Raw genomic sequence first — 25,745 nt, forward strand, 5'->3', positions numbered from 1 at the left:
CGGGGCGTCCCGTCGATCAGCAGTTTCAGAGGCGCGTTCGGCGAGTCGCGCGAACTCGGCCGGACTCACCGAAAGGCAGGCACAATCGCGACGCGGCCCTGAAAACCGGGCCGCGACTCTACCAGATCAGCATGTTGCATTCACCCGCCGGCTCGCCTGCCGCCTTCAGAAACGGCGCACCAGCTCCCAGTTGATTGCGTAGGCGTCATACCGTCCGGTGGTCTGGGATCGGTCGCTGTACGACGCGCTCAACCGGCTGTACCAGTTGCGGTAGATGCCGTTGATCAGCTCGACGGAAACGTCGGTGCCGAACTTGTAGTCCGAGAGCGACTCGTCCGTGTGCCAGCCGGGACTGACACTGACACTCAGGCCATCGTCATCGGAGAATTTCCAGTAGCCGACAGCGGTGAAGGCGAAACGTCGGTAATTCTCGGGGTCGTAGTAGCCGTTGGCGAGATCCTTGTCATAGTCCTGCCAGTGGGCGGACACCCCGAGGTCAAGGTTCAGGTGCTCGGAGCGGAGCATCGCCCGATAGGGATTGACGTAGACCTCGTTGCGCCGGTTGCCGTCGCTCAGCCGGCCATGGGCCAGTTCGGCGTTGACGAAATGCCGCAGCGTCGGCTGCCAGTGAATGCGGGCACGGTGATCCCGCATCAGTATCCCGAGCGAGGCGGACTTGGGCGAGATATCCCAGACACGCCGGGTCGCGGACAGGTCCACCCACAGGTTGTCGAGCGGTCGCAGGTCGGCATAAAGACCATACAGGCCGTGATCACCGCCCCCGCCGTCGATGCTGGCCGCACCGACCTCACCACCGATCTCGAGCAGCGGACTGACACGGTGGCGAGCGCCGACCCAACCCTGCTCGATGTCGATGCTGGTATCGCCCTCGACGCCGATGTAGGGGCTGTCAGACTTGGTGCGCAGGTCGCGGTGCTCAAGCTGACCGTAGAGATAGGTCTCAGGGGTGAGCGACCAGCGACCCTTCACGGCGAACCGCCGCAGACTGATGTCGTCGGCGTCGTCCCGCCAGCCGGCCTCGATACCGACGTTCGAGCGCAGCGGGGCATGGGTGCTCCGGATCGCATCCAGGGTGTCCTTGGACTCCGGTCGCAGGCGCTTGAGGGGCTCGAGCGCGGCGATCGCCTCGCTGTTCCGCTTCTCGCCGCGCAGGATCAGCATGCGGGTGTACAGGTGTTCGTAGTTATCCAGGTCCGCGTCGAGCAGCTCATCGTTGAGCGGCCGTGCCTGAGTCGGCCGGTGCGCCCAGGCAAGCAGGCGCGCGCTGCGAGCGGCCCATTCGGCATCTTCGCCGCGCAGGTCGCGGTACTGGCCCAACGCCTTGGCCGCATCGGCATAGGCGCCTCGCCATGTCTGGATGGTGGCGTAGTCCAGCAAGGCCTCGGCATCGTCGGGATGCGCCGCGAGATAGTCCTCGTAGAGCGCGACCGATTCGTCGAGTTCGCCGGCCTGGCCGAGCGCCCGGGCATAGGCCTTGAGGTCGCCCGGGTCGCCGGTGATGTGGTGAATGCGCTCGCGCATCGCGACCACGAGCAGGCTGTCGCCCACCCAATTAGCCTGCTGGGCACAGGTACGCAGCACCGAGACATCGTCCGGGCGGAGCTTGGCCGCAGCACGACAGTGCTCGAGCGCCTGCTCCGGCCGATCGGCCTGGGCCCATGCGGCACTGGCGGCCAAACGCAACTCGGCATCGTTCGGCTCGGTCTCGACCGCCTGATCCAGGGCCTGCGCCGCGGCGACCGGCTGACCGTCACTCGCGAGCACGTCAGCGAGGCGCTTCCACAGATCGGTCCGATCAGGATCGGCCTCGAGCTCGTCCCGGTAGACCGCCGCGGCGGTCGACCAGTCCTGCTGCATTTCGGCGGCAAGGGCGGCTTCGGGAACCGCCTGGGCGAAGACAGGCGGAGCGAAGGCCACGGCGGCCATCAGCGCGAGAGCACCGAGGGGGCCGGCTGGGGTGCCGCGAAGGGGAAAACGTGTCATTTGCGCCATTTTCTGTTCCCCGTAATCCAAAGATCCGTGGCAAAGCGGCTGATGGTCACCAGGTCGTAGAGCAGGCTCGCATAGCGGATCGGAGTCATCAGGATGCCCTGCACGAAGGCCTTGAAGCGCCGCCCCTCGGACATGGCAGTGAGGATGCCCACCGAGACCAGCATCTCCGCGATCAGGGTGACGACCAGTGGCTCCCACAACTGCAGGATGAGCATGATCAGCAGGGCCGTCGGGAATGCGACCTTTTCGAAGGCAGCCATGAACGGAATCCACCCCGCAGGACGTCCCTCCGTCTCGGTATGGGCTACGCCGAACGGCTGCCGATAGGCTTCCCGGATCTTGCGCCGCGCAGCCACTTCGCGCACTTCCGGGTCGTGCTTCTCCCGGTAGCGGCGCCGCATGCGGCGCAGGAACTTGAAGGGGCTGCCCATCAGGCCGTCGAAGTAGTAGCAGCTCTGCAGGAACGAAGACGACCACATATAGATCTGCCTGGGAAGGTTTCGCATCTCGGGCTCCATCGAGTGCGCGGTGACGTCCTGGAGCTGGATGTTGCGATAGCCCTCGTTCATCAGCGCGAAGCCGATGAAGATGTCCTCCGAGTTGGTCAGGTCGTCCCCCATGACCGGTTCGTACTTGTCGAACAGGTCCTTGATGTACTTGCGCCGGTACGCGACGGCACAGCCGACCGGGTTGGTGATGCTGCCGAAGAACCGCATCTGGCCGACATAGACGAACCGCTGCAGGAAGGTATAGAGCTGCTGACGGTACAGGGCGGTGAGGTTGCGGTTGAGTCGGTGCCACCAGTTGCCCTGTGGCTGGTGAAGATCCACCTCGCCGTGTGCTTCCAGAAAGGCACTGATCGCCGACTCGTTGATGCGCCGGCGCCGGTCCTTCTCGCGGGTGGGCATGATCACGCCACAGGCGCTGGCAATCCCTGCCCCCTGGTAGAGCTCCTCGACCGCGCGGGCAATGTACTCGTCCGAATCGAGATAGGTGTCGGCGTCGAGTATGAACTCGACATCGGCATCGTACTCGCGCGACTGGCGCTTGATCGTCGGCGTCTTGCCGATCGGATGCTCCCGCTTGATCACGGTCAGGGGCATGTCGTGATGCTCGGCAAAGGCACGAGCGTACTCGATGGTCCGGTCGCTGCTGCCGTCGTCGACGAGAATGATGTTGCGAGGTTGCTTCGACTGTCGCCGTACCGACTCCAGTGCCAGCACCACATTCGCCTGCTCGTTGAGCGCCGGGATGACGACATCGACGACGGCATCGTGCCAGTCCTCGGCCGGGTTGGGGTCGGTCTTGTCCGGGCCGTGCATCAAGCCGATGATGCTGAGCACGGCGCTCGGACTCAGAACGAAATAGGGGGTGGTTGCCATGCGCCCTCCTCAGGAGGCTCCTTCGCTATGCCGGGCCCGGGCGATCAGATCGTCCAGGGTAGTGTCCAGTGTCCATCGTGGACGATGCTCAATCAGCTGGTGCAACCGCGTCAGGTCCGGGCAACGATGCGGTATGTCCACGTACTCCTGGCCGTACGCGACCTCGTAGGGAATGCGCTCGACCTGCGACTTGGAACCGGTGCGCTCGATCACCCGCAGGGCCAAGTCGTTCATGGAAAGCTCGTGGCCGCTGCCCACGTTGACGATCACCCCGTCGGTGGTCGACTGCTCGGCCAGCTGATCGAGCATCACCACCGTGTCGCGCACATCGGTGAACGCGCGGCTCTGGGTGCCGTCACCGAACACCGTCAAGGGCTCGCCATCCACCGCCTGACGCACGAAGCGCGGCACCACCATGCCGTAGCGCCCGGTCTGACGAGGGCCGACCGTATTGAACAGCCGCACGACCGTCACCGGGATTTCCTTGGTGCGCGCATAGGAGAGAGCGAAGGCCTCGTCGGCCAGCTTGCTGATGGCGTAATTCCAACGCGGCGGGGCTTCCGGCTGGATGATCAGATCCATGTCCTCTCGCAGGTAGTCGTCGGTGCGAGGTCCGTAGACCTCGGAACTGGACGCGAGCAAGACCTGAGGTCGCCAGCCACAGTCATTGACGGCGCGCAGCAGGCGCTCACAACCGGCAATATTGGTGGCCATGACGCTGATGGGACGTTCGAGGACGCGGAACACCCCCACCACCGCGGCGAGGTGATAGACGCGATCGGCCCATCCGACCGCCTCTTGCAGCCCGGACCAGGTGACGATATCAGCCTCGGAGAATCGGAAATCGGGACGGTCGAGATGAGCGGCGAGGTTGTCCCGCGAGCCGGTGCTGAGATCGTCGACCACATGCACCTTGTCGCCCCGATCGAGGTGAAGATCAACCAGATGGGAGCCAATGAAACCGGCACCGCCAGTGATCAGGACATGCATGTCGAGCCTCCTTACGGCCTTCCCCGGCCGCCGTGGCACCCCTTGCCACTCTCGAAGCCGAGTATAGACGAGCAACCGACAAACCGTATGTTGTCGCCACGCCACACCGGCAGGCGCCCGATCGAGACCGACCGCCGCCTGCTATTGTTCAGCGTAGATACCGAGATGCGAGGAGGCCTGTCGCATGACCGAACCTACCGTCAACCGTTCGGCCCTGGTGCTGTGGATGCCCGCCAGCCTGCTGGTCGCGGCGCTGCTGCTGTGGCTCGGGGCCGACCTCCATCCACCGGGGGCCGCGAGCGCCCGCACCCTGCCTGCCTCGCCGTTGACCGGTGCAATGGGATTTGCCTTCCTGCTGGCCTTTGCCGCCTTTGCCTACGCCGCTTCGATCACCACGCCCCATAGCCGAAGCGAACGGACCGGGTTGTGGGCTGGTCTCGCCCTGCCGCTGGGCGTGGTGCTGTTGCTGCAGGCCGAGTGGTCGATAGTCGCACTGCTCGTTGCACTTGCCTGGCTCGCCATCCTGATCTGGACAGCTTGGCAACTGGCGCGGCGCCAGCCTCTGTCTGGCCTGATGATGCTGCCGGTCATCGGCAGCGCGATCGCCAGCTTCCTGCTATCCGCGACCCTGTGGGCGTTGCCCTGATACGGACACAGCGACAAAAAACGAAGGCCGCCAATCGAATGATCGGCGGCCTTTTTGCAACCGGGAAACAGGGACGGGTCAAGTCACCCTTCGCGCCAGTGCAGATCCAGCCAGCAACGCGGCAGTGATTCGCCGGAAGGGAACTCGAGCTCGGCCTTCTCGAAGCTTTCCTCGTCCTGCATCTCCTCACCGGCATGCTGCCGTCCCATGACGCTTGGCAGCGCCGGGTCGGCCAGGGTCTCCACGTCGATGATCTCGATCATGTTGTCGTTGTCCTTGCGCTTGAGAAACATGCGCTGACCTCCTTTGTTTGACGGTGCTCCGAACGAAAACCGACAACGATCCGGTTACAACCGCTCCGGTAGTGCCGCTCGAATGTCCTCGGCCGATCGCCCGGAGAGATCCTTCGCCTGGTCGGCCACCAGCGCCTCCTGTAGCGATTTTCCCATGGACTCACGCAACAACCCGAGAAAATCGGGCGCCGCCAGCAGGTAGAACCGGTCCACCTTTCCGGCTTGGCGGGCCTGATCAAGCTCACCCACCACCTCGCGCGCGAATCGCTTGGCCTCAACATCTCGCACGCTGTTGGGCGGCTCGTAGGCATGCATGGCATCACCCTTGCGGTCCGCCGTGGCGCCGGGACGATCGGTTTCCAGGTCCGCATCCGCCAGCCGCGCGGCCGGGTTGGACAACGACGTGATTTCCTCAAGCTCACCCTTAGGAGCCGGCTGGCTGGACGGAAACGCCTCGCTGCCCCGGTAGGCCCCGCTATTGTCTCGAACGGCAAGAAAACGCGCGCGCGCCGCGTCGGCAACGACTACCCAAGTCTTCATGAATAGGACCTCCTTGCGATATCACGTTAGCCCTGCTCGGAGTGTATACGGTCGAATCGCTGCGTGCCGGGCCGTTACCCTGCCGAGGTCGGCACAAAAAAACCCCGCCGATCGGCGGGGTTCCTGCTTCATGGTTCCGTGAAGGGGGCAGATCAGTAGATCTGGGCCGGATTAACCGAGCTTGCACCCTCGTCCACGTACATGCCGTACTCCTTCATCGAGCCGTCATACAGCTGGACGTCGTCGTTGCCGACGATCTCGCTGGCAACGAACCACAGACCGGACGCAAGGTTGCCCGAGTTGCAGTAGGTGATGATCTCGCCATCCGGGTCGATACCCTTGAACTGCATGATCGAGCGATAGCTGGCTTCCGGCAGGAAGTTGGCGGCAGCGCCGTCAGCGCGAACCAGGGCCTCGGTCGGCACGTTGAACGCGCCCTTCAGGTGACCCGGCACGGTCTTCGACTTGCTGAACACGCCCAGGTACTGGTTGACCGGACGCGCATCGAGCAGCTGCACGTCACCGTCGCTGTCCACGGCCTCACGCACCTCGGCGTAGGTCGCCAGAATCTCGTCGCGCTGGTCACTGGCCTTCCAGTCACCCGCATCGACCTTGCCCGGCTTGCCGGTCTCGGCGTCGAAGCCGGCGGCGAGCCAGCTGGCCAGGCCACCGTCGAGGATGGCCATGTCGTCGTGGCCGTAGTACTTCATCTGCCAGTACAGGCGAGTGGCCTTGGTGAAGTCGGAGCCCGACAGGCCCAGCGGCACGATCACGACGGTGTCATCCGAATCGACGCCCAGCGCCCGAACGAACGTCTCGAAATCCGCCTTTTCCGGAATCAGCTTGCCGACTTCCTTACCGTTCTCCATGCGCTTGACGCGCACGCTGCCCCAATCGACGAATTGAGCGCCCGGGACATGGCCGGCAACCACGGAAACCACCTTCTTGCCATCCACGGTTTCGTACTTCGGCGCCATCGCGAACGCCTTCTCCGACCCCGTGATCTGCAGAACGGTGACCTCTTCGAGATTGTCGTTCAGCCACTGGGCATCGACGACCGGCCCGGGCGCGTCCAGTGCCCAGGCCCCTTGCGCGACGGCCAGCGCGGCCGCCCCGGCGGGGACAACAAGAAACCGCTTGAAATTCATATGACTCAACTCCTTCTTCGTGCATCAAAAACGGCGCGCATCCGGCGCCGGAAAATCCGCCCTATCCAGGCGGGGAAAGCAGTTCGGCTTCGGCCTGCAGGGAGTCCACCCGTTGAGACCAGCGGGCCAACACGGCCTGCATGTCCAGCGGGCACTCGCTCAATACATGTCGCTCACGGTCCTCGACGGTGGCCGGATCGGGCCGGTGCCCACCTGCCCCGGTGACGGCCTCGTCCCGCGCGACCAGCAGCTGCTGCACCTCGGGCATCAGCAACGCCACCAGCGCGGTAAGCCAGCGTCCGACCAGCCACGAGGGGCGTGACCGATTGATCTCGAACCCCTCTGGCAGCCGGGACAGCAACTCCTCAGCGGGACGCATGACCTCTCCCGTCACCCAGCCGTTGGTGGTGAAAAGCCGCCGCGGCTGCCCCTTGGCATCCATCGAGACTCCGACCACATGGGAAAACCCCGGGCCGTCCGGCTCGCCGACGAAGAGATGAAAATGGCCGTGCTCCTGTAGAGACCACTCCGACGGATCGTGGGCGTGGTAGTAGAACCGCGCACCGGTAACCGGGTCCCGGGCATCGTCTTCCGGGAAATGCGCCCAGTAGTCGAAGCCGGAGTCGATGTGGTCACGGAACAGCTCGGTCAGGATCGTCTGCTGATCGGCCGCCAGCGCGGACTGGATCGAGTGCCATTCGTCCAGCGCCGCCAGACCGGCCTCGAGCCAATTGGGTTCCATCTCGCTTTCGGGCGACTTCACCACGCTGCGCTTCGCAACCGGCGGTTACCGCTCCAAGCGGCCCCGGCTTACTGACCGCCCGGCGCGCACGGGTTGCCCCCGCGACCCGACGGAGCGCAAGGGTTGCCGCCACGCGCAGACGGGGCGCAGGGGTTACCGCCACGTGCCGACGGAGCGCAGGGGTTGCCACCACGTGCCGACGGGGCACAGGGATTGCCACCACGCGCAGACGGGGCACAGGGATTACCGCCACGTGCCGACGGGGCGCAGGGATTGCCACCGCGCGCCGACGGGGCACAAGGGTTCCCGCCACGCGTCTGCGCTGCCGCGGTCGCCGGCATCATGGTCGCTGCCGCCAGTGACGCACTGACGGTCAGCGCCATGGCGGGAAGCGACGATCTCAGCGCACGGCGGGCGCGCACCTTTTGAGCAATTTTCTTGGATTCCATGGGTATCAGCTCCTACGGGATATATGGCGGGCGAATGGCCGCCCGCGAATTCAGATGATTAACGGCTTCTTAGGTCGCGTCCTGCTGTCGCGAGGCGCTGGCTTCCCGGCCCAGATCGCGCCCGAGCTCGTCGGAGTCACTGGGATCACGTCCCTCGGTGATGTCCTCGGCCGAGTAGACACCATGACTGCGCCGCTCGAGGGCGCGGCCGGCCGCATAGCCCGCGATCGCCATCCCAACCATCGCGGCAATGATCACCCAGGGCGAGACGCCCAGCAGTTCCGGCACGGTGCGTGCCGATGCCTTGGCGCCAGTCACCACGCTCTGGATGAAGCTGGTGTCATACATCCCGGCAAACGCCCAGATGCCGATCACCATGCCGAGCATGAAGATCAGGCCATCGATCCGGCCACTTCCCAGCCCGACGACCGAGGTGCCCGGGCAGTAGCCACCGATGGCAAAACCCGCGCCGATCAGCACGCCGCCGAGCACGGTGCCCCAGAGGTACATCTCCGCGACGTAGAAGCCCTGCGAGCCGAACGTGTTGTTGACCTGCAGCAGCAGGATGCCGGCAGCCGCGACGATGATCGCCGTAAACATGACCTTGAACACCGACCAGTCCGTGAGACGAAACTGGGCGGTGAGCTTGCAGGGAGAACCGAAGCCTGCTTGTTCGAGCACGAAGCCGAACAGCAGGCCGGTCGCCAGTGCGGTACCCGCGGTTCCGTAATCCATTACCAGACCCTCCGCATGAACAGACTGACCAGAAGACCCACCACGAAGAACGCGATCAGGAAGACGAAGCCGGCAACGCCGAGCATGGCGGTGTTCGACAGGCCGACACCACTGGTGCAGCCCGCCGCCAGCCGGGACCCGAAGCCGGCGAGCAGACCGCCGCCGAGAGCCAGCGCCAGACGAGTCCCGACACCGATTCGGCCCGAGCCACGGTCAACCTTCACCCGGAACCGGCCGGAGGAAATCGACGCCAGGATGGCGCCAACCAGGGTGCCCACGGCGGCGAGCACGATCCAGGCCGCCAGCGGGTTGCCCTGTGCCATACCGCCGAGATAGCCGTTCGCGCGCGTCGCCTCGGGGGCAACCTGAAGACCAACCTCAGTGGCCACGCGGGCGAAGGCGCCCGACGAGCCCATGCCGTTACCCACCAGGACGAAGGTGAGCAGCAAAACCAGGCCGAGCACGATCCCGGCAACGAAAGGGGGCCACAATGGCCGAACTTGGCAAGACATTCCCTGATAAACCTCCTGGAAAAAACGTACGAAAAATCCCTTAGCGGCCCGACGCAGCGCCGGGCCCTGTTCTCAATAGGTTCGCTAGAACGCGGCCGCTTCGGCCTCGAGGTAAGCGAGCGAGGCGTACTTGCCGATGTTTTCCTCGAACCCGTTGGTCACCGGCGCGTAGTGCTGGACGCGCTCGTCGGCGAGCACGTACTTCTTGACCTCGGAGGGGCTGGCCATCTCCTTGACCGCCTTCTCGGCGCCCTCGTAGATGCCGAGGAAGAGGATGCGGTTGTTCTCGATCAGATCCTCGGACGGAAAACCATGGGCCGGAATCCAGTAGCCGTCGGGTACGGCAGCCTCAAGCGCGTCGTAGACCTTGAACGTCCCGAGGAAACTGCCGTCGTCCATGAACGCGATGCGGTTGTTCATGGCCACATCGCCCACGTGAACGATCTTCTTCTCGACCAGTTCCAGGCAAATATCCGAGGGGGTATGCGCCGTGCCGTAGAAGTGCACGCGGATGGTGAGGTCGCCGAAATCGAACTCGTCGCCGTGACCGACCTCGTGATTCGGCGGGGTGACCACGGTGCCGGCAATCGCGTTGCCGGTGGAACGCTCCATCAGACTCTTCCAGAAATCACCCTGATTGGTCCGGATGGCCGAGGCGGTCTTCTCGTGCGCGTAGATCGGCACGTCCGGGTTCTCGCGAACAAAGGCGTGGTTTCCGAGCCAGTGATCGCCGTGGTAGTGCGTGTTGAATACCGCCACCACCGGCTTGTCGGTGATCTTGCGAATCTGGCGCAACGCCATCTGGCCGATCTGCAGCGAGGCCCCACTGTCGAGGATCACCACCCCTTTTTCGGTGATCACGAAGGTGATGTTGCTCATCATTCCCTGGTTCGCCTCGGACGGGAAACCCCAGGGCGAAACGATCACGTAGACGTTATCGGCAATCCAGGTGGCCGGGAGGTCGGGCATCGGCGGCCCCTCGACCACCATCGATTCCTCGGCGAAGACGCGGGACGACCACGCAAGAGGGGCTGCGGCCAGCCCGGCTGTTGCCCCCAGGTTGCGCAGAAAGCGACGACGGGTTGCCAGGAACTGCTTCTCGAATTCCATCGTGTTCTCCTCGAATGCGCCCCCGCTCGACCCCGCTTCTTGTAATTTTCTGGGCGGGAATCCGTTTAGCGTCCGTACCGGCTGGACTGGCGGGTCGCGTGTATTAGTTATCTCTAAATAATGATCGCCGTGTCTAGAAATTTCAACGTCACGGTGATCGACATTGTTGATTCCGAGTCAAGTTTTCTTCTGCCCTCGACCTCGGCCAACTGCGCTATCATGCCTGACTCCAGCCGGATTGCAGACAAGCCATGGCCTGTGCCGACCACCACCAGTGCATCGACGATGCCCTCGCCCGCGCCGAGGCAATCTGCGCGCGCTCCGGCGCCCGCCTAACGCCGATTCGGCGTGACGTGCTGCGCGAGGTCTGGTCCAGTCACGAGGCCACCAAGGCCTATGACCTGATCGAGCGGCTGTCCCGAGACGGCGAGCAAATCAAGCCACCAACGGTCTACCGCGCGCTGGACTTCCTGCTTGAACATGGCCTGATCCACCGCATCGAGAGTCTCAACGCCTTCGTCGGCTGCGAGCATCCGCAGGAAGCGCACCAGGCGATCCTGATGATCTGCGACCGTTGCGGCGACATCCGCGAGGACGACAACTCGGAGGTCCAGGCAGCCCTGAAAAAACTCGCCAGCGAGACGGGTTTCGTGCCACGGTCGGCCGTGATCGAGCTGCGTGGCCTCTGCCGCAACTGCCGCGCGACCCACTGACTCTCTCGCCCGCCGCGTCTTTCCGAACCACCAGCCAATAGCGTCATTCCCCCATGAAGCATCCCATCGATCCGCAAGCCATCGCCGCGTTGCGGCACGACCAGGTGATCCAGTGCGAACTGCTGGGCCAGCCCCTGACGCTGCATTCGACTTGGGGGCTGTTCTCCCCCCGCGAAATCGATGCCGGCACGCGATTACTGCTCGAGCACACCCCCGTCCCGCCGGCCGGCAGCACCATCGTCGACCTGGGATGCGGCTACGGCCCGATCGGCGCGTCCATGGCGAAGGCCTGCCCCGACAGCCGCGTGGTCCTGCTGGACAAGGATTTCGTCGCGGTCGACTACGCGCAGGGGAACCTCGGACGCAACCGGCTGGAGAATGCCGAGGCACGGCTGTCCAACGGACTGTCGGCAGTCGACGGCGAGGGCTTCGACCGGCTCTACTCGAACGTGCCGGCCAAGGTTGGCAAGGAAATGTGGCAGATCATGCTGTTCGACACCTGGCAGGGACTGAAGCCGGGCGGCGAGGTCTGGTTCGTGTCGATCAACGGCCTGCGCGAGTACTTCAAGCGGACGATGAAGGAGCGTTTCGGCAACTACGACAAGGTCAAGCAGGGCAAGACCTACACCGTCCACCGGGCCGTGAAGGAATAGCCCCACCCCACCGGAAGCGAGGCGCGGCGAGCGGAATCAGGGTACGCGTTTGCGGATGCGGTAGATGGCGTGCTCGCCGAACCAGTTGGGCATCGCGCGCAGCAGCGGCGAACTTTGACGGTTCTGGTCGACCACCGCCCGATCGAGAATCTCGATACCCAGCCCCTCGCAGAGCGACTCGAAGTCGCGCAGGGTGCAGAGATGAATGTTAGGCGTGTTGTACCAGGGGTTCGGCAGGGCCTTGGTGGTCGGCATCATGCCCTGCACGCCCAGCTGCCAACGATTGCGCCAGTAGCCCATGTTGGGGAAGGTAACGATGCCCTCGGAGGCAACGTCGAGCATCTCGCCGAGGAGTCGCTCCGGGTGGCGAATCGCCTGAATGGTCTGGCTGACCACCACATAGTCGAACGAGTTCGCGCCGAACCACGTCCGAATGCCGTCGTCGAGATCGGCCTGGACGATATTCAGATCGGCGGCCACCCCGCGCGCAACCCGCTCGTCATCCACTTCCATCCCCACGCCGCGCACGCCGCGCTTGGCGATCAGATGACGCAGCAACGCACCGTCGCCGCAGCCCAGGTCAAGCACCCGCGCGTTCTCACGGATCCAGCCGGTGACGATTTCCCAGTCAGGGCGGTTCATGCGTCAGCCTCCTTGGCGCCAGTCTCCTCGGTCAGATCACGGGCGATGTTGTCGAAGTAGCCGCGCAGTACCTTGTGGTAGTAGGGAATCGGCATCAGGAACGCGTCGTGCCCCTGGTGGGCCTCGACCTCGGCGTAGGACACCGACTTGCCGGTCGCCAGCAACGCACGGACGATCTCACGCGAGCGGGCCGGGGAGAAGCGCCAGTCAGAGGTGAAGGAGACCACCAGGAAACGGGCCGTGGCCGGCGCCAGTGCCGTGGCGAGATCGTCGTCGGCCTCGGCGGCCGGATCGAAGTAATCCAGCGCCTTGGTCATCAGCAGGTAGGTGTTGGCATCGAAACGGTCGACGAAACTGGTGCCCTGGTAACGCAGGTAGGACTCCACCTGAAACTCGACGTCGAAGCCGTACTGCACCTTGCCCGAACGCAGCTCACGACCGAACTTGGCACGCATGGCGTCATCCGACAGGTAGGTGATGTGGCCCAGCATGCGCGCAAGCATCAGCCCGCGCCGCGGAATGACGCCCTGCTCGGCATAGCGGCCGTCGTGGAAATCCGGGTCGGTGATGATCGCCTGACGCGCCACCTCGTTGAAGGCGATGTTCTGCGCCGAGAGCTTCGGCGCGGCGGCGATCACCACCGCATGCGCCACCGCCTCGGGGTAGCTGATCGCCCATTGCATCACCTGCATGCCGCCGAGACTGCCGCCGGTGACCGCCGCCCAGCGCGAGATGCCCAGCTGACGCATCAGCGCGTGCTGGCTGTTGACCCAGTCGCGCACGGTAAGGACCGGGAAGTCAGGGCCATAGGGGCGACCGGTCTCGGGATTCTCGGATAGCGGTCCCGTCGAGCCCTTGCAGCCACCGAGGTTGTTGACGCAGACGACGAAGAAGCGGTCGGTATCGATCGGCTTGCCGGGCCCGATGGCCGTATCCCACCAGCCTGGCTTGCGGTCCTCGGGGCGGTGCCGGCCGGCCGCGTGATGATCACCGGAGAGCGCATGGCAGATCAGCACCGCATTGTCGGCGCGCTCGTTGAGCTCGCCGTAAGTCTCGTAGACCAGTTCGTAGTGCTCGATGCGCCGGCCGCAGTCGAGCAGCAGGGGCGTGTCGATCCGTGCGGTCTGGGGCTCGACCAGACCTACCGAGCCGGGCTGGTGTGTCGGGTTGTTCGCTTGGGCGGACTCGCTCATCGGACTCCTCGTTGGCTCAGCCCATCAGCAGGTTGCCGACGACCATCTGCGCTACCTGGATGATCAGCAAGACGGCCAGCGGCGAGAGATCGATGCCGCCAATCGGAGGCAGCACGCGGCGAACGGGGGCGACGACCGGGTCAGTCAGATCGTCGAGGAAGGCCACGCCCGGAGAGCGCTCATTGCCCAGCCAGGACGCCACGGCGCGCAGCAGCACCGTCCAGAAGAACAGGTTGGTCACCGTGAGGAAGGCGAAGTAGAGCGTGCCAAGGAACAGGCCGGTGCCGCTCATGCCGACACCCTGCATCGCGGTGATCGCCCAGACCATCAACGCGACCATCACCAGCGCGAACACCAGTGACGCCAGGTCGTGACGACCAACCGGCTTAAGCACCGCACGAATCGGGTTGAGCACCGGGTCGGTGATCTTGACCACCGCCTGGGTGACCGGGTTGTAGAAGTTCGCCCGGAACAGTTGCAGGAAGTAACGAGCGAAGGCGATGAAAATCACCAGCTCGAACAGCATCCGTACCAGGAAGACGCTCGGATCCCCGAAGCTACCGCTCATCTGTACATCTCGACACGTGGGTTGGGATTGGGACGACTCACTCGGCGGAGCCGTCATCGATCGCGGCGGCCAGCTCGCGACTGCGGTCACGCGAGGCTCGAACCGCACGCGCGAAGGCCTCGCGCACGCCGGACTCCTCGAGCTGGGCGATGGCCCGCTCGGTGGTCCCGCCCGGGGAACTGACCCGCCGGCGCAATTCGGCCGGCGGTTCGTCGGCAGCCAAGGCAAGCTTCGCCGCCCCGTAGACCGTTTCCAGCGTCAACAGCCGGGCCACGTCCGGGGACATGCCGAGCTCCTCGGCAGCCGCCTGCATGGATTCCATCAGGTAAAAGGCGTAGGCCGGCCCGCTGCCGGACAGTGCGGTGACCTCGTCGATCTGCGACTCCTCGTCGAGCCACTGAACCACGCCCACCGCGCGCATCAGCGACTCGGCGTCGCTCTGCTGCTCCCGGCTGACCGCCTCGGCGGCGAACAGCCCGGTCGCGCCGCAACCGACCATCGACGGCGTGTTCGGCATGGCGCGCACCACGGCCGCATGGCCGTCTAGCCAGCGCTGCAACGCGGCCACCGGGATGCCGGCCGCAATGGACACCACCAACTGCCCCGGCGCCAGGTCCGGTGCCAGGTCTTCGGCCACCGATCGCATCACCTGCGGCTTGACCGCCAGCACGACCATTTGGGCCCCATCGACGGCAGCGTGATTGTCGGCGGTGACCTCGACCCCGAGCTGGTCGGCCAGCGAGCGCCGGCGCTCGTCGTCCGGATCGGCGACCACGATCGACGGTCGGGCACCCTCGGGCGCGTCCTTGACCATGCCGCCGATCAGCGCGGCAGCCATGTTGCCGCCTCCGATGAAGGCTATCCGCGAGGCATTCATTCTCTCACCTGCCAGCTGTACGTGAACGAAGGCCTAGAAAATAACACGAATGGCAACCGAGCGCGGCGCCGTGCCGTCAGTCGCGCGGGCCGAACAGGGCCGTTCCGACACGCACGATGGTCGCTCCCTCGGCGATCGCCACCTCGAAGTCGCCGCTCATCCCCATCGACAGGTCCGGCAGCGGCTCCGGCAGGCCGGCATTGAGTTCGGCCAGCTGGCTAAAAGCCTCCGTGTTGCCGGGGCGCGGGATGCACATCAGCCCGCGCAGGCGCAGGGTCGGGTGCTCGCCGCAGGCCGCCGCGATCGCCGGCACCTCATCCGGCGAGGCACCCGACTTGCTGGCCTCGTCGTCGATGTTCACCTGAATCAGCACGTTGAGCGGACCGCGCGCCGGGTCACGCTGCTCGCCGAGCCGACGCACCAGCTTGACCCGGTCGACGCTGTGCACCCAGTCGAAGTGCGCCGCAATCAACCGGGTCTTGTTCGACTGGATCGGCCCGATGAAATGCCAGGTCAGCGGCAAGTCACCCAGCGCTTCCTGCTTGTCGAGCGCCTCCTGAAGGTAGTTCTCGCCGAAATCCCGCTGACCAAGCTCGGCCAGCGCCCGGATGGCCTCGACCGGCTGGCGCTTGCTGACCGCCACCAGTCGCACGGGGCGCGATTCGCCGCCGTGCTGCTCCCGCTCGGCCATCGCGGCGTCGATCCGCTTGCGGATGCCCCGGTACGCGCTTTCTCTGTTTTCCATCTTGCACCTTGTGCGTGTTCGTTTTACCTTGTCGTCAACGAAGGCCCAGCCCCGCCACTGCGGGCATCCCGGCCTTCGACAGGCACCACCAATGGACTTGAGACGGGGCCTTCTCCCCGAAAGGACGATCGCATGGCCGAAACCCGAGATATCGACTCCCTGCTGATGTTCACCGTCAAAAACGGTGCATCGGACCTGCACCTGTCGGCCGGCGAGCAGCCCCGCGTGCGCATCGACGGCGACATCCGCAAGGTCAACGTGCCGGTCATGGAACACAAGGATGTCCACGGCATGGTGTACGACATCATGAACGACCGGCAACGCAAGGAGTACGAGGACAACCTCGAGGTCGACTTCTCCTTCGAACTGCGCGGCCATGCCCGCTTTCGTGTCAACGCCTTCAACCAGAATCGCGGCGCGAGTGCGGTGTTCCGCACCATCCCGAGCAAGGTGCTCACCCTCGAACAGCTCGATGCGCCGAAGGTCTTCCAGGATCTCTGCGACTACCCGAACGGCATCGTGCTGGTCACCGGCCCGACCGGCTCGGGCAAGTCGACCACGCTCGCGGCGATGATCGACTACATCAACGACCATCGCAACGACCACATCCTGACAGTCGAGGATCCGATCGAATTCGTTCACGAATCGAAGAAGTGCCTGATCAACCAGCGCGAGGTGCACCGCGACACGCACAGCTTCAACGCCGCGCTGCGCTCCGCCCTGCGTGAGGATCCCGACGTCGTGCTGGTCGGCGAACTGCGTGACCTCGAGACCATCCGCCTGGCCCTGACCGCGGCCGAGACCGGTCACCTGGTGTTCGGCACGCTGCACACCAACTCGGCGGCCAAGACCATCGACCGGATCATCGACGTCTTCCCCTCGGCCGAGAAGGACATGGTCCGGGCCATGCTCTCGGAATCCCTGCGTGCGGTCATCTCGCAGACGCTGCTGAAGAAGATCAGCGGCGGGCGCGCTGCGGCGCACGAGATCATGCTGGGCACGCCGGCGATCCGCAACCTGATCCGCGAGAACAAGGTCGCCCAGATGTACTCGGCCATCCAGACGGGCCACGCGCAGGGCATGCAGACGCTCGACCAGAACCTGAAGAACCTGGTCTCCCGCGGCATGATCTCCAAGGAGCTTGCCCGCGCGCGGGCGGCCAACAAGAACGACTTCATGTAACCCACCACGCCCTCCGGCCCGGATGGCCGGGCGGGCGGCATCAGCCGGGACGCCTCGATGGATCGCCAGCAAGCAGCCAACTACGTACAGGCCCTCCTCAAGCGGGCCGTCGACCGCAACGCCTCCGACCTGTTCGTCACGGTCGGGGCCCCGCCGTCGGCCAAGGTCGACGGCAAGGTCGTCCACCTGACCGACCAGAAGCTCTCGGTCGAGAACACCCAGATGCTGGTGCGCTCGATCATGACCGACAAGCAGGTCGCGCACTTCGAGGAGAGCCACGAGGCGAACTTCGCTATTTCGCTCCCCGGCGTCGCCCGCTTCCGCGTCAATGCCTTCATGCAGCGCGGCAGCGAGGGCATGGTGCTGCGGATGATCCGCTCGGACATCCCGGACTTCGGCGAACTCAAGCTGCCGGACGTGCTCGGCGACATCGCCATGACGGCCCGCGGCCTGGTGATCTTCGTCGGCGCGACCAGTTCGGGCAAGTCGACCTCGCTCGCGGCGATGCTCGACTACCGCAACGAGAACTCGCGCGGCCACATCGTCACGATCGAGGACCCGATCGAGTTCGTCCACAAGCACAAGGGCTGCCTCGTCACCCAGCGCGAGGTGGGCATGGACACCGATTCCTTCGGCGCGGCCCTGAAGAACACCCTGCGCCAGGCGCCGGACGTGATCCTGATCGGCGAGATCCGCGACCGCGAGACCATGGATCACGCCATCGCCTTCGCCGAGACCGGCCACCTCTGCCTGTCGACCCTGCACGCGAACAACACCAACCAGGCGCTCGACCGAATCATCAACTTCTTCCCGGAAGATCGCCGCCAGCAGCTGCTGATGGACCTGTCACTCAACCTCAAGGCAGTGGTCTCGCAGCGCCTGCTGCGCAAGACCGACGGCGAGGGCCGGGTGCCCGCGGTCGAGGTGCTGATCAACACCCCGCTGATCGGCGATCTGATCTTCAAGGGCGACGTGTCGGAGATCAAGGAGGTCATGAAGCGCTCGCGCGAGCTGGGCATGCAGACCTTCGACCAGGCCCTGTTCGACCTGTACGACGCCTACCAGGTCGACTACGACGAGGCACTCAGCAAGGCCGACTCGGTCAACGACCTGCGTCTGCGCATCAAGCTCGAGAGCCAGCGCGGCCTGCCCAAGAGCCGCGATGACGACGCGGAAGACGAACTCAAGGTCGAATCCGACTAAGCCGGCCGACCACCTGACCAGGACGCTGCAACATGAGCCAACTGAGCCTCGAACCGTACCTGAAACTACTCGCCGAGAAGGAAGGCTCGGACCTGTACTTTTCCAGCGGCACCACCCCCGCGGTCAAGATCCAGGGGGAAATGCGCTTCATCGGCAAGGACCGACTGCGCAGCGGTCAGGTCGAGGAACTGGCCCGCTCGGTGCTAAACCAGCACCAGATCGACGAATTTCTCGAGACCCTCGAACTCAACGTCGCGCTGTCACGACCTGGCATCGGCCGCTTCCGGATGAATGTCTTTCAGCAGCGGGGCGAATGGTCGCTGGTGATCCGTTACATCCAGGCGGAAATTCCGCGTGCGGCCGACCTCAACCTGCCGCTGGTGGTCGAAGAGCTGATCACCGAGCGCCGCGGGCTGATCCTGGTGGTCGGGGCAACCGGTTCGGGCAAATCGACCACGCTCGCGTCGATGATCGACTACCGGGCAGAGGCGCGGCCGGGGCACATCCTGACGGTCGAGGACCCGATGGAATACGCCTTCCGCCACCGCAACTCGGTGGTCAACCAGCGCGAGGTCGGCGTCGATACCCGTTCCTACGCAGCAGCCCTCAAGGAGGCACTACGGGAGGCCCCGGACGTCATCATGATCGGCGAGGTGCGTGACCGAGCGACCATGGAGCATGCCCTCGCCTACGCCGACACCGGTCACCTGTGCATCAGCACGCTGCACGCCACCAATGCCAACCAGGCACTCGACCGCATCATCCGCTTCTTCCCGTCCGAGTCGCGCGACCAGCTGCTGATGGACCTGTCGCTCAACCTCAAGGCGATCATCTCCCAGCGGCTGATCATCGGCAGTGGCGGCAAGCGGCTGCCGGCCGTCGAGATCCTGATCAACACGCCACTGGTCTCCGACCTGATCAAGCGCGGCGAGATCGATGCGATCAAGGAGTCGATGCAGAAGAACACCTCGAGCGGTGCGATGACCTTCGACATGTCGATTCTGGAACTGCACAAGAAGGGCCTGATCACGCGCGAGGAAGCGCTGGCGAACGCGGACAGCCGCAGCAACATGGAATGGCTGATCAGCTTCGGCAGCGGCCAGGACGAACTCAAGGCCGCCGCCGCCGACTCCAGCGGCATCAAGAGCGACAGCTCGGACAGCAACGAACTGCCGCCACTGGAGTGATCCTCGCAACCGTCGCGGCCGGCTTGCGTTTGTGCCGGCAGGCCACGATAATCCCCGTCTCTCGCGGGTGTAGCTCAATGGTAGAGCAGAAGCTTCCCAAGCTTAAGACGAGGGTTCGATTCCCTTCACCCGCTCCAGTTTTCCCGGACGCCTCCTCGGGCCGACAGCCGTCTGAGTGCGGCATGGAAATCCCCGCCCGCTCCTGATTCGTCGCCGGCCGCGGGGTAATCCCGAGTCCGTCCGGATCTGCCGCCTGGTGGCCTTACCTCCCCGTGACCTCGACCCGCTTCGACATCATCGTCATCGGCGCCGGCATCTCCGGCCTGACTAGTGCGCTCGCACTGCGGGAGAGCGGCGCGTCGGTAGCGCTACTCGATCGCGGCCCACCCGGAACCGAAGCCTCCTGGGCGGGTGGCGGCATCCTCTGCCCGCTGTACGCCTGGCGCTACCCTACACCGGTGCTCGCCATGGCCGCCGAGGGCATGCGGCGCTACCCCGCGCTAATCGACTCGCTCGACTCGCGCATCGACCCGGAGCGGATCGTCTCGGGGATGCGGATTCTCGACCCCGTGGGGCCGGGCGAGACACGGGACGGCATCACCACCACGCTCGCGCAGGCCGGCATCCAGCACGAATGGCAGCCGGGTGACGATCAGCCCGCCCTGTGGCTGCCCGAGGTGGCCAACGTGCGCAACCCGAGGCTGCTCGAAGCCCTGGTCGACACCGTGCGCGCTCGCGGCATCGAACTGTTCGCACATCGAGCCGGACAGGAAGTGCTTGCCCGATCGGGGCGGGTCGAGGGGGTGAGAACGCCGGCGAGTGACCTCGCCGCCGAGCGGGTGGTGGTCGCCGCCGGTGCCTGGAGCAAGACGCTGGTGCCGGGCATGCGCGAGGACAGCCTCTTCCCGGTGCGCGGACAGATGCTCCGACTCGAACCGCGCGCTCAAAACGGCCTCGACCACATCCTGATGGACGAAGGGGTCTACCTGATCCCGCGCGTCGACGGTTCGGTGGTGATCGGCTCGACCGTCGAGCATGCCGGATTCGACAAGACGGTCGACGACACCGCCCAGGCCCGGCTGCATGCCGCAGCCTGCCGACTCTGGCCGTCACTGGCCGGGGCGCGCATCACCCATCGCTGGGCCGGACTGCGACCGGGATCGGTCGACGAGCTGCCGGTACTGGGCGAGCACCCGGCGATCGAGGGGCTGTGGGTGAACACGGGCGGCTTCCGCAATGGCCTGGCGATGGCCCCGGCCACCGCCGACCTGCTGGCCGGCATGATGACCGGGAAGCCCACCACGCTGGACCCCGCGCCCTACCGGGTCGAGCGTCTGCTCGACACCTGATCGGCCTTAAAGGGCGTCCTCGTTTTCCTCACTGGTGCGAATGCGCACGGCGCGCTCGACCGGTGAGACGAATATCTTGCCGTCGCCAATCTTGCCGGAGTAGGCAGCCTTGACGATGGCATCGACGACCGCATCCTCCTGATCGTCGCTGATCACCACCTCCAACTTCACCTTCGGCAGGAAGTCGACCACGTACTCGGCACCGCGGTACAGCTCCGTATGGCCCTTCTGGCGACCGAAGCCCTTGACCTCGGTGGCGGTCAGACCGTTGATGCCGAGGTCCATCAGGGCGGTACGGACATCGTCCAGCCGAAACGGCTTGATAATCGCTTCGATCTTCTTCACGTCTCTACTCTCCGTAGTGAATAGGTTTTGCGGCCCAATACAGACGGGCTGCCCACAGTGTAATGCACGACCCGGCCGCCGCTGTCAGGCGAGATCGATCGGGTCGACGTCGACCGACCAGCGCAGCCCCTGACCGGGGCGACGACTGCCGACCGACTCGTCCACCTGCCAGAGCGCCTGATGCAGCACACTGCGCACCCGGGCAAGCAGCAACAGCTGGAAACGGTATCGCCCGGCGCGACGAGCCAGCGGGGCCGACACCGGTCCCCAGACGGCCAGCTCGTCACCTTGGCGCTCCCGCAGGTCGTCGGCGACCCGGGTGAGAAACGCCCGGGCGGCCGCCCCATTCGGCGCATCCGCACGCACCAGCGCGGCGAAGCGCGTCGGCGGCAGCTCGGCCTGCTCGCGCTCGGCCAACTCGGCTGCCATCACCGCCTCGTAGTCCTCGCTCAACAATCGACGCAGCACGGGGTGCTCGGGATCGTGGGTCTGGACCAGCACCTCGCCCGGCCGCTCGGCGCGCCCTGCTCGCCCGGCCACCTGGAGCAGCGACTGGGCGAACCGCTCCGGGCCGCGGAAATCAGAGGCAAACAGGGCCTGATCGGCATTGACCACCCCGACGAGGCTCACGCCCGGAAAGTCGTGTCCCTTGACCAGCATCTGCGTCCCGACCACCAGGCGCGCCTCGCCGCGCGCGACGCGCGCCAGGCTCTCGGCCATTACCCCCTTCCCGGCAGTCGCATCCCGGTCGAGCCGGACAATGCCGAATCCCGGGAATCGAGCGGCGAGCACGTCCTCGAGCTGCTCTGTGCCCATGCCTCGCACCGACAGGGGAGCCTGGCAGGATGGGCAATCCGCCGGCACGCCCTGCTCGAAACCGCAGTGATGGCAACGCAGCCGGCCGGCCTGCCGGTGCCAAGTGAGAAACGCATCGCAATGGGGGCAGCCGGCCACCCAACCGCAGGCATGACAGACAAGGCTCGAGGCATAGCCACGACGGTTGAGATAGAGCATTACCTGCCCGCCGGCGAGCAGGTGACGTTCGATGGCGCGCATCAGCGCCGGCGACAGCCCCCCTTCCATCGGTTGCGCACGGATGTCGAGGCAGTGGATGTTCGGCATGGGAGCGCCCGTCGCCCGCTCGGTCAGGTGCAGATGATGATACCGACCATCCCAGGCATGCCGCAGGGTTTCCAGGGACGGGGTGGCCGACCCGAGCAGGATCGGCACATCCAGCTGCCGCGCCCGCCAGACGAGCACGTCGCGCGCGTGATAGAGGAAGCCTTCCTGCTGCTTGAGCGCGGCATCATGCTCCTCGTCGACCACGATCAGGCCCGCCTTCGGCAGCGGCACGAACGCCGCCGACCGGGTGCCGATCACAAGCTGCGCCTTGCCGGCGGCAACCGCACGCCAGGCCGCCAGGCGCTCCCCGTCGGCCAGCCCCGAGTGGAGCACGGCGGGCACAACATCCAGCCGCCGGGCAAAGCGTTGGATCAGCTGCGGGGTCAGCGAGATTTCCGGCACCACCACCAGCACCTGCCGGCCGCTTTCCAGCACCTGCTCGATCAGGGCGAGATAGACCTCGGTCTTGCCGCTCCCGGTCACCCCCTGCAGGAGCCAGGCACCGAAACGTGCCAGGCCGGCAGCCACCGCCTCCACGGCCACCGCCTGCTCGTTCTTCAGCGCGGGGGCCGTCGTCTTGTCGTTTTCGCTCGACGATGGCCAGTCGGCCGGCGCCGTCATGGATACGATCTGCGCCCAGCCGTGCTCGATCAGCCGCCGCCGCACGGCCGCGGCGGCCAGAGCGGTCGCCGGCACGGCGTCATCCGCATCCTTCAGGGTGGCCAGGGCCTCACGCTGGCGTTCGCCACGTGCGGCGCCGTCTTCCAGCGCCTGTCGACCTGACTCGGTGAGGCTCAGGGCCTCGACCTGCAGCTCGCGCTCGCCGCGCAGCGCCTTGGGCAGCGCGGCGAAGACCACCTCGCCCAGCGGATGGTGATAGTAGGCTGCCGCCCAGCGCAGACAGGCCAGAGTCCGGTCATCCAGAAGCGGCTCCGGATCAAGCACGGCGGCGATCGGGCGGGTCTCCTGACCGTCCGGCTCGGCGGCCTCGATGACTACAGCCACTCGCTCGGACTTGCCGAACGGCACTCGCACACGCGCCCCCGGACAAGGGGGTGTCTGCCCGGCTTCCAGGTGGTAGGTGAAGCCGCCAAAGAAGGGACCCGGCACGACCACCGTCCAGCAGGTCGGTCTCGCGGCATGGTGGGCATTGGCGGTATGATCGTGATCCATGCCCGGCAGGATACCCCAGCGCCCGCTTGCGGTGGCTGCCTGCCTTCAGGCGCGACGGGATTGTTCTTGACTACACCCACCGGTATGGCATAATCCCGCGCCTTGAATTGATGTTTCCATCAAGCTCACCAGTTTTATAGCCGAATTCGAGGAGTTAACCCGTGGCCAATACCGCTCAAGCCAAAAAGCGCGTTCGCCAGGCGGAGAAAGCCCGCCAGCACAACATGGCGATGCGCTCGCAGGTACGCACCGCCTACAAGGCCGTCATCAAGGCCGTTAAGGACGGTGATGCGGACAAGGCGCAGCAAGCTTATCGTGAAGCCCAGCCGATCCTGGACCGGATGGTTACCAAGCGCATTCTCAAGCGCAACACGGCTGCGCGTCGCAAGTCGACTCTGGTCAACCGCATCAAGTCCATCTGATCGCGCGCGCCGGCTTGCCGGCGCCCGACAACACGATGCACGCAAAAGGCCCCGCGTTACCGCGGGGCCTTTTTCATTGCCGTGAAGGAAACGGAACGACTCAGTCGGCCACGCCGTATTCCTTGCGGTAGGCGGCCATCGCCTCGGCCGAGCCGGCCAGGCTGTCATCCTTGGCGCAGAACTCGATCAGGCCGTCGAGATTGGCGATCGCCACCACGTCCAGATCGTGATCGCGCTTGAGCTCACCGATGGCCGAGAGCTCGCCCTGCCCCCGTTCCTGACGATCCATCATCACCGCCACGCCCACGGCCGTCGCGCCGTTGGCCCGGATCAACTCCAGCGACTCGCGAATGGCCGTTCCGGCGGTGATCACATCGTCGATGATCAGCACCCGCCCCGAAAGCGGCGCCCCCACCAGATTGCCGCCCTCGCCATGATCCTTGGCCTCCTTGCGGTTGAAGCACCAGGGAATCGGCTCGCCGGTGCGCTCGGCCAGCGCAATCGCGGTGGCCGCCGCCAGCGGGATGCCCTTGTAGGCCGGGCCGAACAGCACGTCGAACTCGATGCCCGCATCCAGGATGGCATCGGCATAGAAGCCTCCCAGCGCCGACAATCCCTGGCCGTCGGCAAAGGAGCCGGCATTGAAGAAGTAGGGGCTGACACGCCCGGACTTGAGCGTGAACTCGCCGAAGCGGAGCGCCTCATGCTCCACGGCGAACTGGACGAAGGCCTGACGGAAATCCTGCACGGGTCAATCTTCCTCGTGATGCGAAAAATGGATGACGGGTGTACGGGCGGCGCTAGTACTTGGCCAGCCAGATCAGTCCGGCCAGCACCAGCAGCGACACGCCCCAGAAGGCGAACGACCAGCGCACCGACCGACGGGCGCGGGTCTTCTCCGGCCAGTGCCGCGGCGAGATGCCCTTGAGCACGAACACCAGCTTGGCCGAGAGATTGATGGCCGCGATGTTGATCGCGAGCATCAATCCAGCGGCCAGCGCATTGTCCCATTGCGCCCAGCCGACGAACAGCCCCAGTGCCGTGGCCGGCGGCATCAGTGCGACGGCAACCATCACCCCGACCAGCCCCGCGGCCGCGCCGGAGGTCAGTGACAGCACGGCCGCCGCGCCCGAGGCCAGCGCCAGGATCATGGCCGGGTAACTGACATTGGTGCGATCGAGCAGCTGGCTGTTGGTCACGGGATCCAGCACCAGCCCCATCAGCAGCGCCAGTCCCACCGACAGGCTCAGGCCGGTGAGATTCGCCGCCACCGCGCGACGGGAGAGGTCGGTATCTCCCAGCGTTGTGCCCAGGGCGAGCGCCAGGTTCGGTCCCAGTAGTGGCGCGATCACCATCGCACCGATCACCACCGCGGCACTGTCCTCGAACATTCCCATGGCGGCCACCACCGCCGACAGCCCGCAGAGCAGCAGGTAGGTGGAGGTGATGCTGCCGCCACCGGCGACCTCCGCGTAGAGCTCCTCCCGCGAGCGGGCCGCCGTCCGTTTGCGCGTCTCCTCCTCGCCTTCCTCGTCCTGCGCTGCCGGAAGCGTCGCCTGGACGCCCCGAATCATGATGCGTGCATTCTCGCAGCGATCGAGGATGCGCTGCAGGTCGTCCAGCACCTCCTGCTGGCCCTCGGGGCGGACAACCAGTTCCGTGGAGAAGCGCTCATCCTCGAACGAGGAGGTCCGCCACCAGTCGACCACGTCGTGCGAGTCGGCGATGCGGCCGATGGCCGCCTTCTCGCTGGCCGGAGCGACGATTTCGATGATCTTGAGGGCCACGCGGGAGTCCTTGTCTCTGGGGGC

At 65.5% G+C, this 25,745-nt stretch carries 28 protein-coding genes and 1 tRNA gene; 10 read left to right on the top strand and 19 right to left on the bottom strand.

Features of this window, described 5'->3' with window-relative positions; translation table 11 throughout:
- Positions 1-165: 165 nt before the first annotated feature.
- Genes LV476_RS06560 through LV476_RS06570 form a run of 3 tightly spaced genes read right to left on the bottom strand, consistent with a single transcriptional unit; the run spans position 166 to position 4,385 of the window.
- A complete protein-coding gene (locus tag LV476_RS06560; protein WP_250074590.1) occupies positions 166-2,004 on the bottom strand; it encodes a tetratricopeptide repeat protein in 1,839 nt (612 codons plus the stop codon).
- Positions 2,001-3,395 (bottom strand): glycosyltransferase, encoded by a 1,395-nt coding sequence (locus tag LV476_RS06565; RefSeq protein WP_250074592.1) that lies wholly within the window; start codon positions 3,393-3,395, stop codon positions 2,001-2,003. Before LV476_RS06565 ends, LV476_RS06560 begins: the two co-directional genes overlap by 4 nt.
- A 9-nt stretch (positions 3,396-3,404) precedes the next feature.
- On the bottom strand, positions 3,405-4,385 hold the full coding sequence (locus tag LV476_RS06570; protein ID WP_250074594.1) for an NAD-dependent epimerase/dehydratase family protein: 981 nt from the start codon (positions 4,383-4,385) through the stop codon (positions 3,405-3,407).
- 184 nt (positions 4,386-4,569) lie between these two features.
- Between LV476_RS06570 and LV476_RS06575 the strand changes: the two genes are divergently transcribed.
- Positions 4,570-5,031, top strand: coding sequence for a hypothetical protein (locus LV476_RS06575; protein ID WP_250074595.1), 462 nt, complete (start codon positions 4,570-4,572; stop codon positions 5,029-5,031).
- Positions 5,032-5,114: 83 nt separating this feature from the next.
- Here LV476_RS06575 and LV476_RS06580 read toward each other — a convergent pair whose 3' ends face one another.
- The 4 genes from LV476_RS06580 to LV476_RS06595 form a co-directional block, all read right to left on the bottom strand.
- Positions 5,115-5,324, bottom strand: coding sequence for an acetyltransferase (locus LV476_RS06580; protein ID WP_250074597.1), 210 nt, complete (start codon positions 5,322-5,324; stop codon positions 5,115-5,117).
- Positions 5,325-5,378: 54 nt separating this feature from the next.
- Complete coding sequence (locus tag LV476_RS06585; RefSeq protein ID WP_250074599.1) at positions 5,379-5,864, bottom strand: host attachment protein; 486 nt, start codon at positions 5,862-5,864, stop codon at positions 5,379-5,381.
- Between the two features lie 152 nt (positions 5,865-6,016).
- Positions 6,017-7,012 (bottom strand): sulfurtransferase, encoded by a 996-nt coding sequence (locus tag LV476_RS06590; protein ID WP_250074601.1) that lies wholly within the window; start codon positions 7,010-7,012, stop codon positions 6,017-6,019.
- 61 nt (positions 7,013-7,073) lie between these two features.
- Positions 7,074-7,754 (bottom strand): DUF6969 family protein, encoded by a 681-nt coding sequence (locus tag LV476_RS06595; protein ID WP_250074604.1) that lies wholly within the window; start codon positions 7,752-7,754, stop codon positions 7,074-7,076.
- 183 nt (positions 7,755-7,937) lie between these two features.
- On the opposite strand from LV476_RS06595, the gene LV476_RS06600 reads away from it, so the two are divergent.
- The gene (locus LV476_RS06600) at positions 7,938-8,183 is read left to right on the top strand and encodes a hypothetical protein (protein ID WP_250074606.1); all 246 of its coding nucleotides are present in this window, start codon (positions 7,938-7,940) and stop codon (positions 8,181-8,183) included.
- Between the two features lie 89 nt (positions 8,184-8,272).
- Here LV476_RS06600 and LV476_RS06605 read toward each other — a convergent pair whose 3' ends face one another.
- The 3 genes from LV476_RS06605 to LV476_RS06615 form a co-directional block, all read right to left on the bottom strand.
- Positions 8,273-8,938: a DUF6691 family protein gene (locus tag LV476_RS06605; protein WP_250074608.1), complete on the bottom strand. Its 666-nt coding sequence runs from the start codon at positions 8,936-8,938 to the stop codon at positions 8,273-8,275.
- Positions 8,938-9,450, bottom strand: a complete 513-nt coding sequence (locus tag LV476_RS06610) for a YeeE/YedE thiosulfate transporter family protein (protein WP_250074610.1) — start codon at positions 9,448-9,450, stop codon at positions 8,938-8,940. Before LV476_RS06610 ends, LV476_RS06605 begins: the two co-directional genes overlap by 1 nt.
- A gap of 84 nt (positions 9,451-9,534) precedes the next feature.
- Positions 9,535-10,560: an MBL fold metallo-hydrolase gene (locus LV476_RS06615; protein WP_250074612.1), complete on the bottom strand. Its 1,026-nt coding sequence runs from the start codon at positions 10,558-10,560 to the stop codon at positions 9,535-9,537.
- Between the two features lie 251 nt (positions 10,561-10,811).
- On the opposite strand from LV476_RS06615, the gene LV476_RS06620 reads away from it, so the two are divergent.
- Positions 10,812-11,273 carry a transcriptional repressor gene (locus LV476_RS06620; RefSeq protein ID WP_250074614.1) on the top strand — a complete coding sequence of 154 codons (462 nt, stop codon included), beginning with the start codon at positions 10,812-10,814 and terminating at the stop codon, positions 11,271-11,273.
- 53 nt (positions 11,274-11,326) lie between these two features.
- A complete protein-coding gene (locus LV476_RS06625) occupies positions 11,327-11,926 on the top strand; it encodes a class I SAM-dependent methyltransferase (RefSeq protein ID WP_250074616.1) in 600 nt (199 codons plus the stop codon).
- Positions 11,927-11,962: 36 nt separating this feature from the next.
- Here the strand turns inward: LV476_RS06625 and metW are convergent, their stop codons facing one another.
- From metW to LV476_RS06650, 5 genes are all read right to left on the bottom strand, one after another.
- The gene (gene metW / locus LV476_RS06630) at positions 11,963-12,568 is read right to left on the bottom strand and encodes a methionine biosynthesis protein MetW (protein WP_250074618.1); all 606 of its coding nucleotides are present in this window, start codon (positions 12,566-12,568) and stop codon (positions 11,963-11,965) included.
- Positions 12,565-13,761, bottom strand: a complete 1,197-nt coding sequence (gene metX / locus LV476_RS06635) for a homoserine O-succinyltransferase MetX (RefSeq protein WP_250074619.1) — start codon at positions 13,759-13,761, stop codon at positions 12,565-12,567. The genes metW and metX overlap by 4 nt, the downstream gene beginning before the upstream one ends.
- A 16-nt stretch (positions 13,762-13,777) precedes the next feature.
- On the bottom strand, positions 13,778-14,329 hold the full coding sequence (locus LV476_RS06640) for a YggT family protein (protein WP_250074621.1): 552 nt from the start codon (positions 14,327-14,329) through the stop codon (positions 13,778-13,780).
- 37 nt (positions 14,330-14,366) lie between these two features.
- A complete protein-coding gene (gene proC, locus LV476_RS06645) occupies positions 14,367-15,206 on the bottom strand; it encodes a pyrroline-5-carboxylate reductase (RefSeq protein WP_284047418.1) in 840 nt (279 codons plus the stop codon).
- 76 nt (positions 15,207-15,282) lie between these two features.
- The gene (locus LV476_RS06650; protein WP_250074625.1) at positions 15,283-15,951 is read right to left on the bottom strand and encodes a YggS family pyridoxal phosphate-dependent enzyme; all 669 of its coding nucleotides are present in this window, start codon (positions 15,949-15,951) and stop codon (positions 15,283-15,285) included.
- A 132-nt stretch (positions 15,952-16,083) separates the two neighbouring features.
- On the opposite strand from LV476_RS06650, the gene LV476_RS06655 reads away from it, so the two are divergent.
- The 5 genes from LV476_RS06655 (at position 16,084) to LV476_RS06675 (ending at position 20,872) form a co-directional block, all read left to right on the top strand.
- Entirely contained in the window at positions 16,084-17,133 is a 1,050-nt protein-coding gene (locus LV476_RS06655) for a type IV pilus twitching motility protein PilT (RefSeq protein WP_250074627.1), read from the top strand.
- A gap of 57 nt (positions 17,134-17,190) precedes the next feature.
- The gene (locus tag LV476_RS06660; RefSeq protein WP_250074629.1) at positions 17,191-18,336 is read left to right on the top strand and encodes a PilT/PilU family type 4a pilus ATPase; all 1,146 of its coding nucleotides are present in this window, start codon (positions 17,191-17,193) and stop codon (positions 18,334-18,336) included.
- A 32-nt stretch (positions 18,337-18,368) separates the two neighbouring features.
- Positions 18,369-19,523: a PilT/PilU family type 4a pilus ATPase gene (locus tag LV476_RS06665; protein ID WP_250074632.1), complete on the top strand. Its 1,155-nt coding sequence runs from the start codon at positions 18,369-18,371 to the stop codon at positions 19,521-19,523.
- A 63-nt stretch (positions 19,524-19,586) separates the two neighbouring features.
- Positions 19,587-19,660 (top strand) — tRNA-Gly (locus LV476_RS06670).
- A gap of 135 nt (positions 19,661-19,795) precedes the next feature.
- On the top strand, positions 19,796-20,872 hold the full coding sequence (locus LV476_RS06675) for an NAD(P)/FAD-dependent oxidoreductase (protein WP_250074633.1): 1,077 nt from the start codon (positions 19,796-19,798) through the stop codon (positions 20,870-20,872).
- Between the two features lie 6 nt (positions 20,873-20,878).
- On the opposite strand, the gene LV476_RS06680 is transcribed toward LV476_RS06675, so the two are convergent.
- Both LV476_RS06680 and LV476_RS06685 read right to left on the bottom strand, forming a co-directional pair.
- Complete coding sequence (locus LV476_RS06680) at positions 20,879-21,217, bottom strand: P-II family nitrogen regulator (RefSeq protein ID WP_250074634.1); 339 nt, start codon at positions 21,215-21,217, stop codon at positions 20,879-20,881.
- A gap of 84 nt (positions 21,218-21,301) precedes the next feature.
- Positions 21,302-23,512, bottom strand: coding sequence for a primosomal protein N' (locus LV476_RS06685; RefSeq protein ID WP_250074636.1), 2,211 nt, complete (start codon positions 23,510-23,512; stop codon positions 21,302-21,304).
- Between the two features lie 161 nt (positions 23,513-23,673).
- Here LV476_RS06685 and rpsT point away from each other — a divergent pair, with 161 nt between their 5' ends.
- The gene (gene rpsT / locus LV476_RS06690) at positions 23,674-23,934 is read left to right on the top strand and encodes a 30S ribosomal protein S20 (RefSeq protein ID WP_058574633.1); all 261 of its coding nucleotides are present in this window, start codon (positions 23,674-23,676) and stop codon (positions 23,932-23,934) included.
- Positions 23,935-24,034: 100 nt separating this feature from the next.
- On the opposite strand, the gene pyrE is transcribed toward rpsT, so the two are convergent.
- Together pyrE and LV476_RS06700 are read right to left on the bottom strand one after the other, a co-directional pair.
- Positions 24,035-24,682 (bottom strand): orotate phosphoribosyltransferase, encoded by a 648-nt coding sequence (gene pyrE, locus LV476_RS06695; RefSeq protein ID WP_250074638.1) that lies wholly within the window; start codon positions 24,680-24,682, stop codon positions 24,035-24,037.
- Between the two features lie 52 nt (positions 24,683-24,734).
- Entirely contained in the window at positions 24,735-25,721 is a 987-nt protein-coding gene (locus LV476_RS06700; protein ID WP_250074639.1) for a TIGR00341 family protein, read from the bottom strand.
- Positions 25,722-25,745 lie beyond the last annotated feature (24 nt).

Source organism: Guyparkeria hydrothermalis (genome assembly GCF_023555385.1).
GTDB classification, from domain to species: Bacteria; Pseudomonadota; Gammaproteobacteria; order Halothiobacillales; family Halothiobacillaceae; genus Guyparkeria; species Guyparkeria hydrothermalis_A.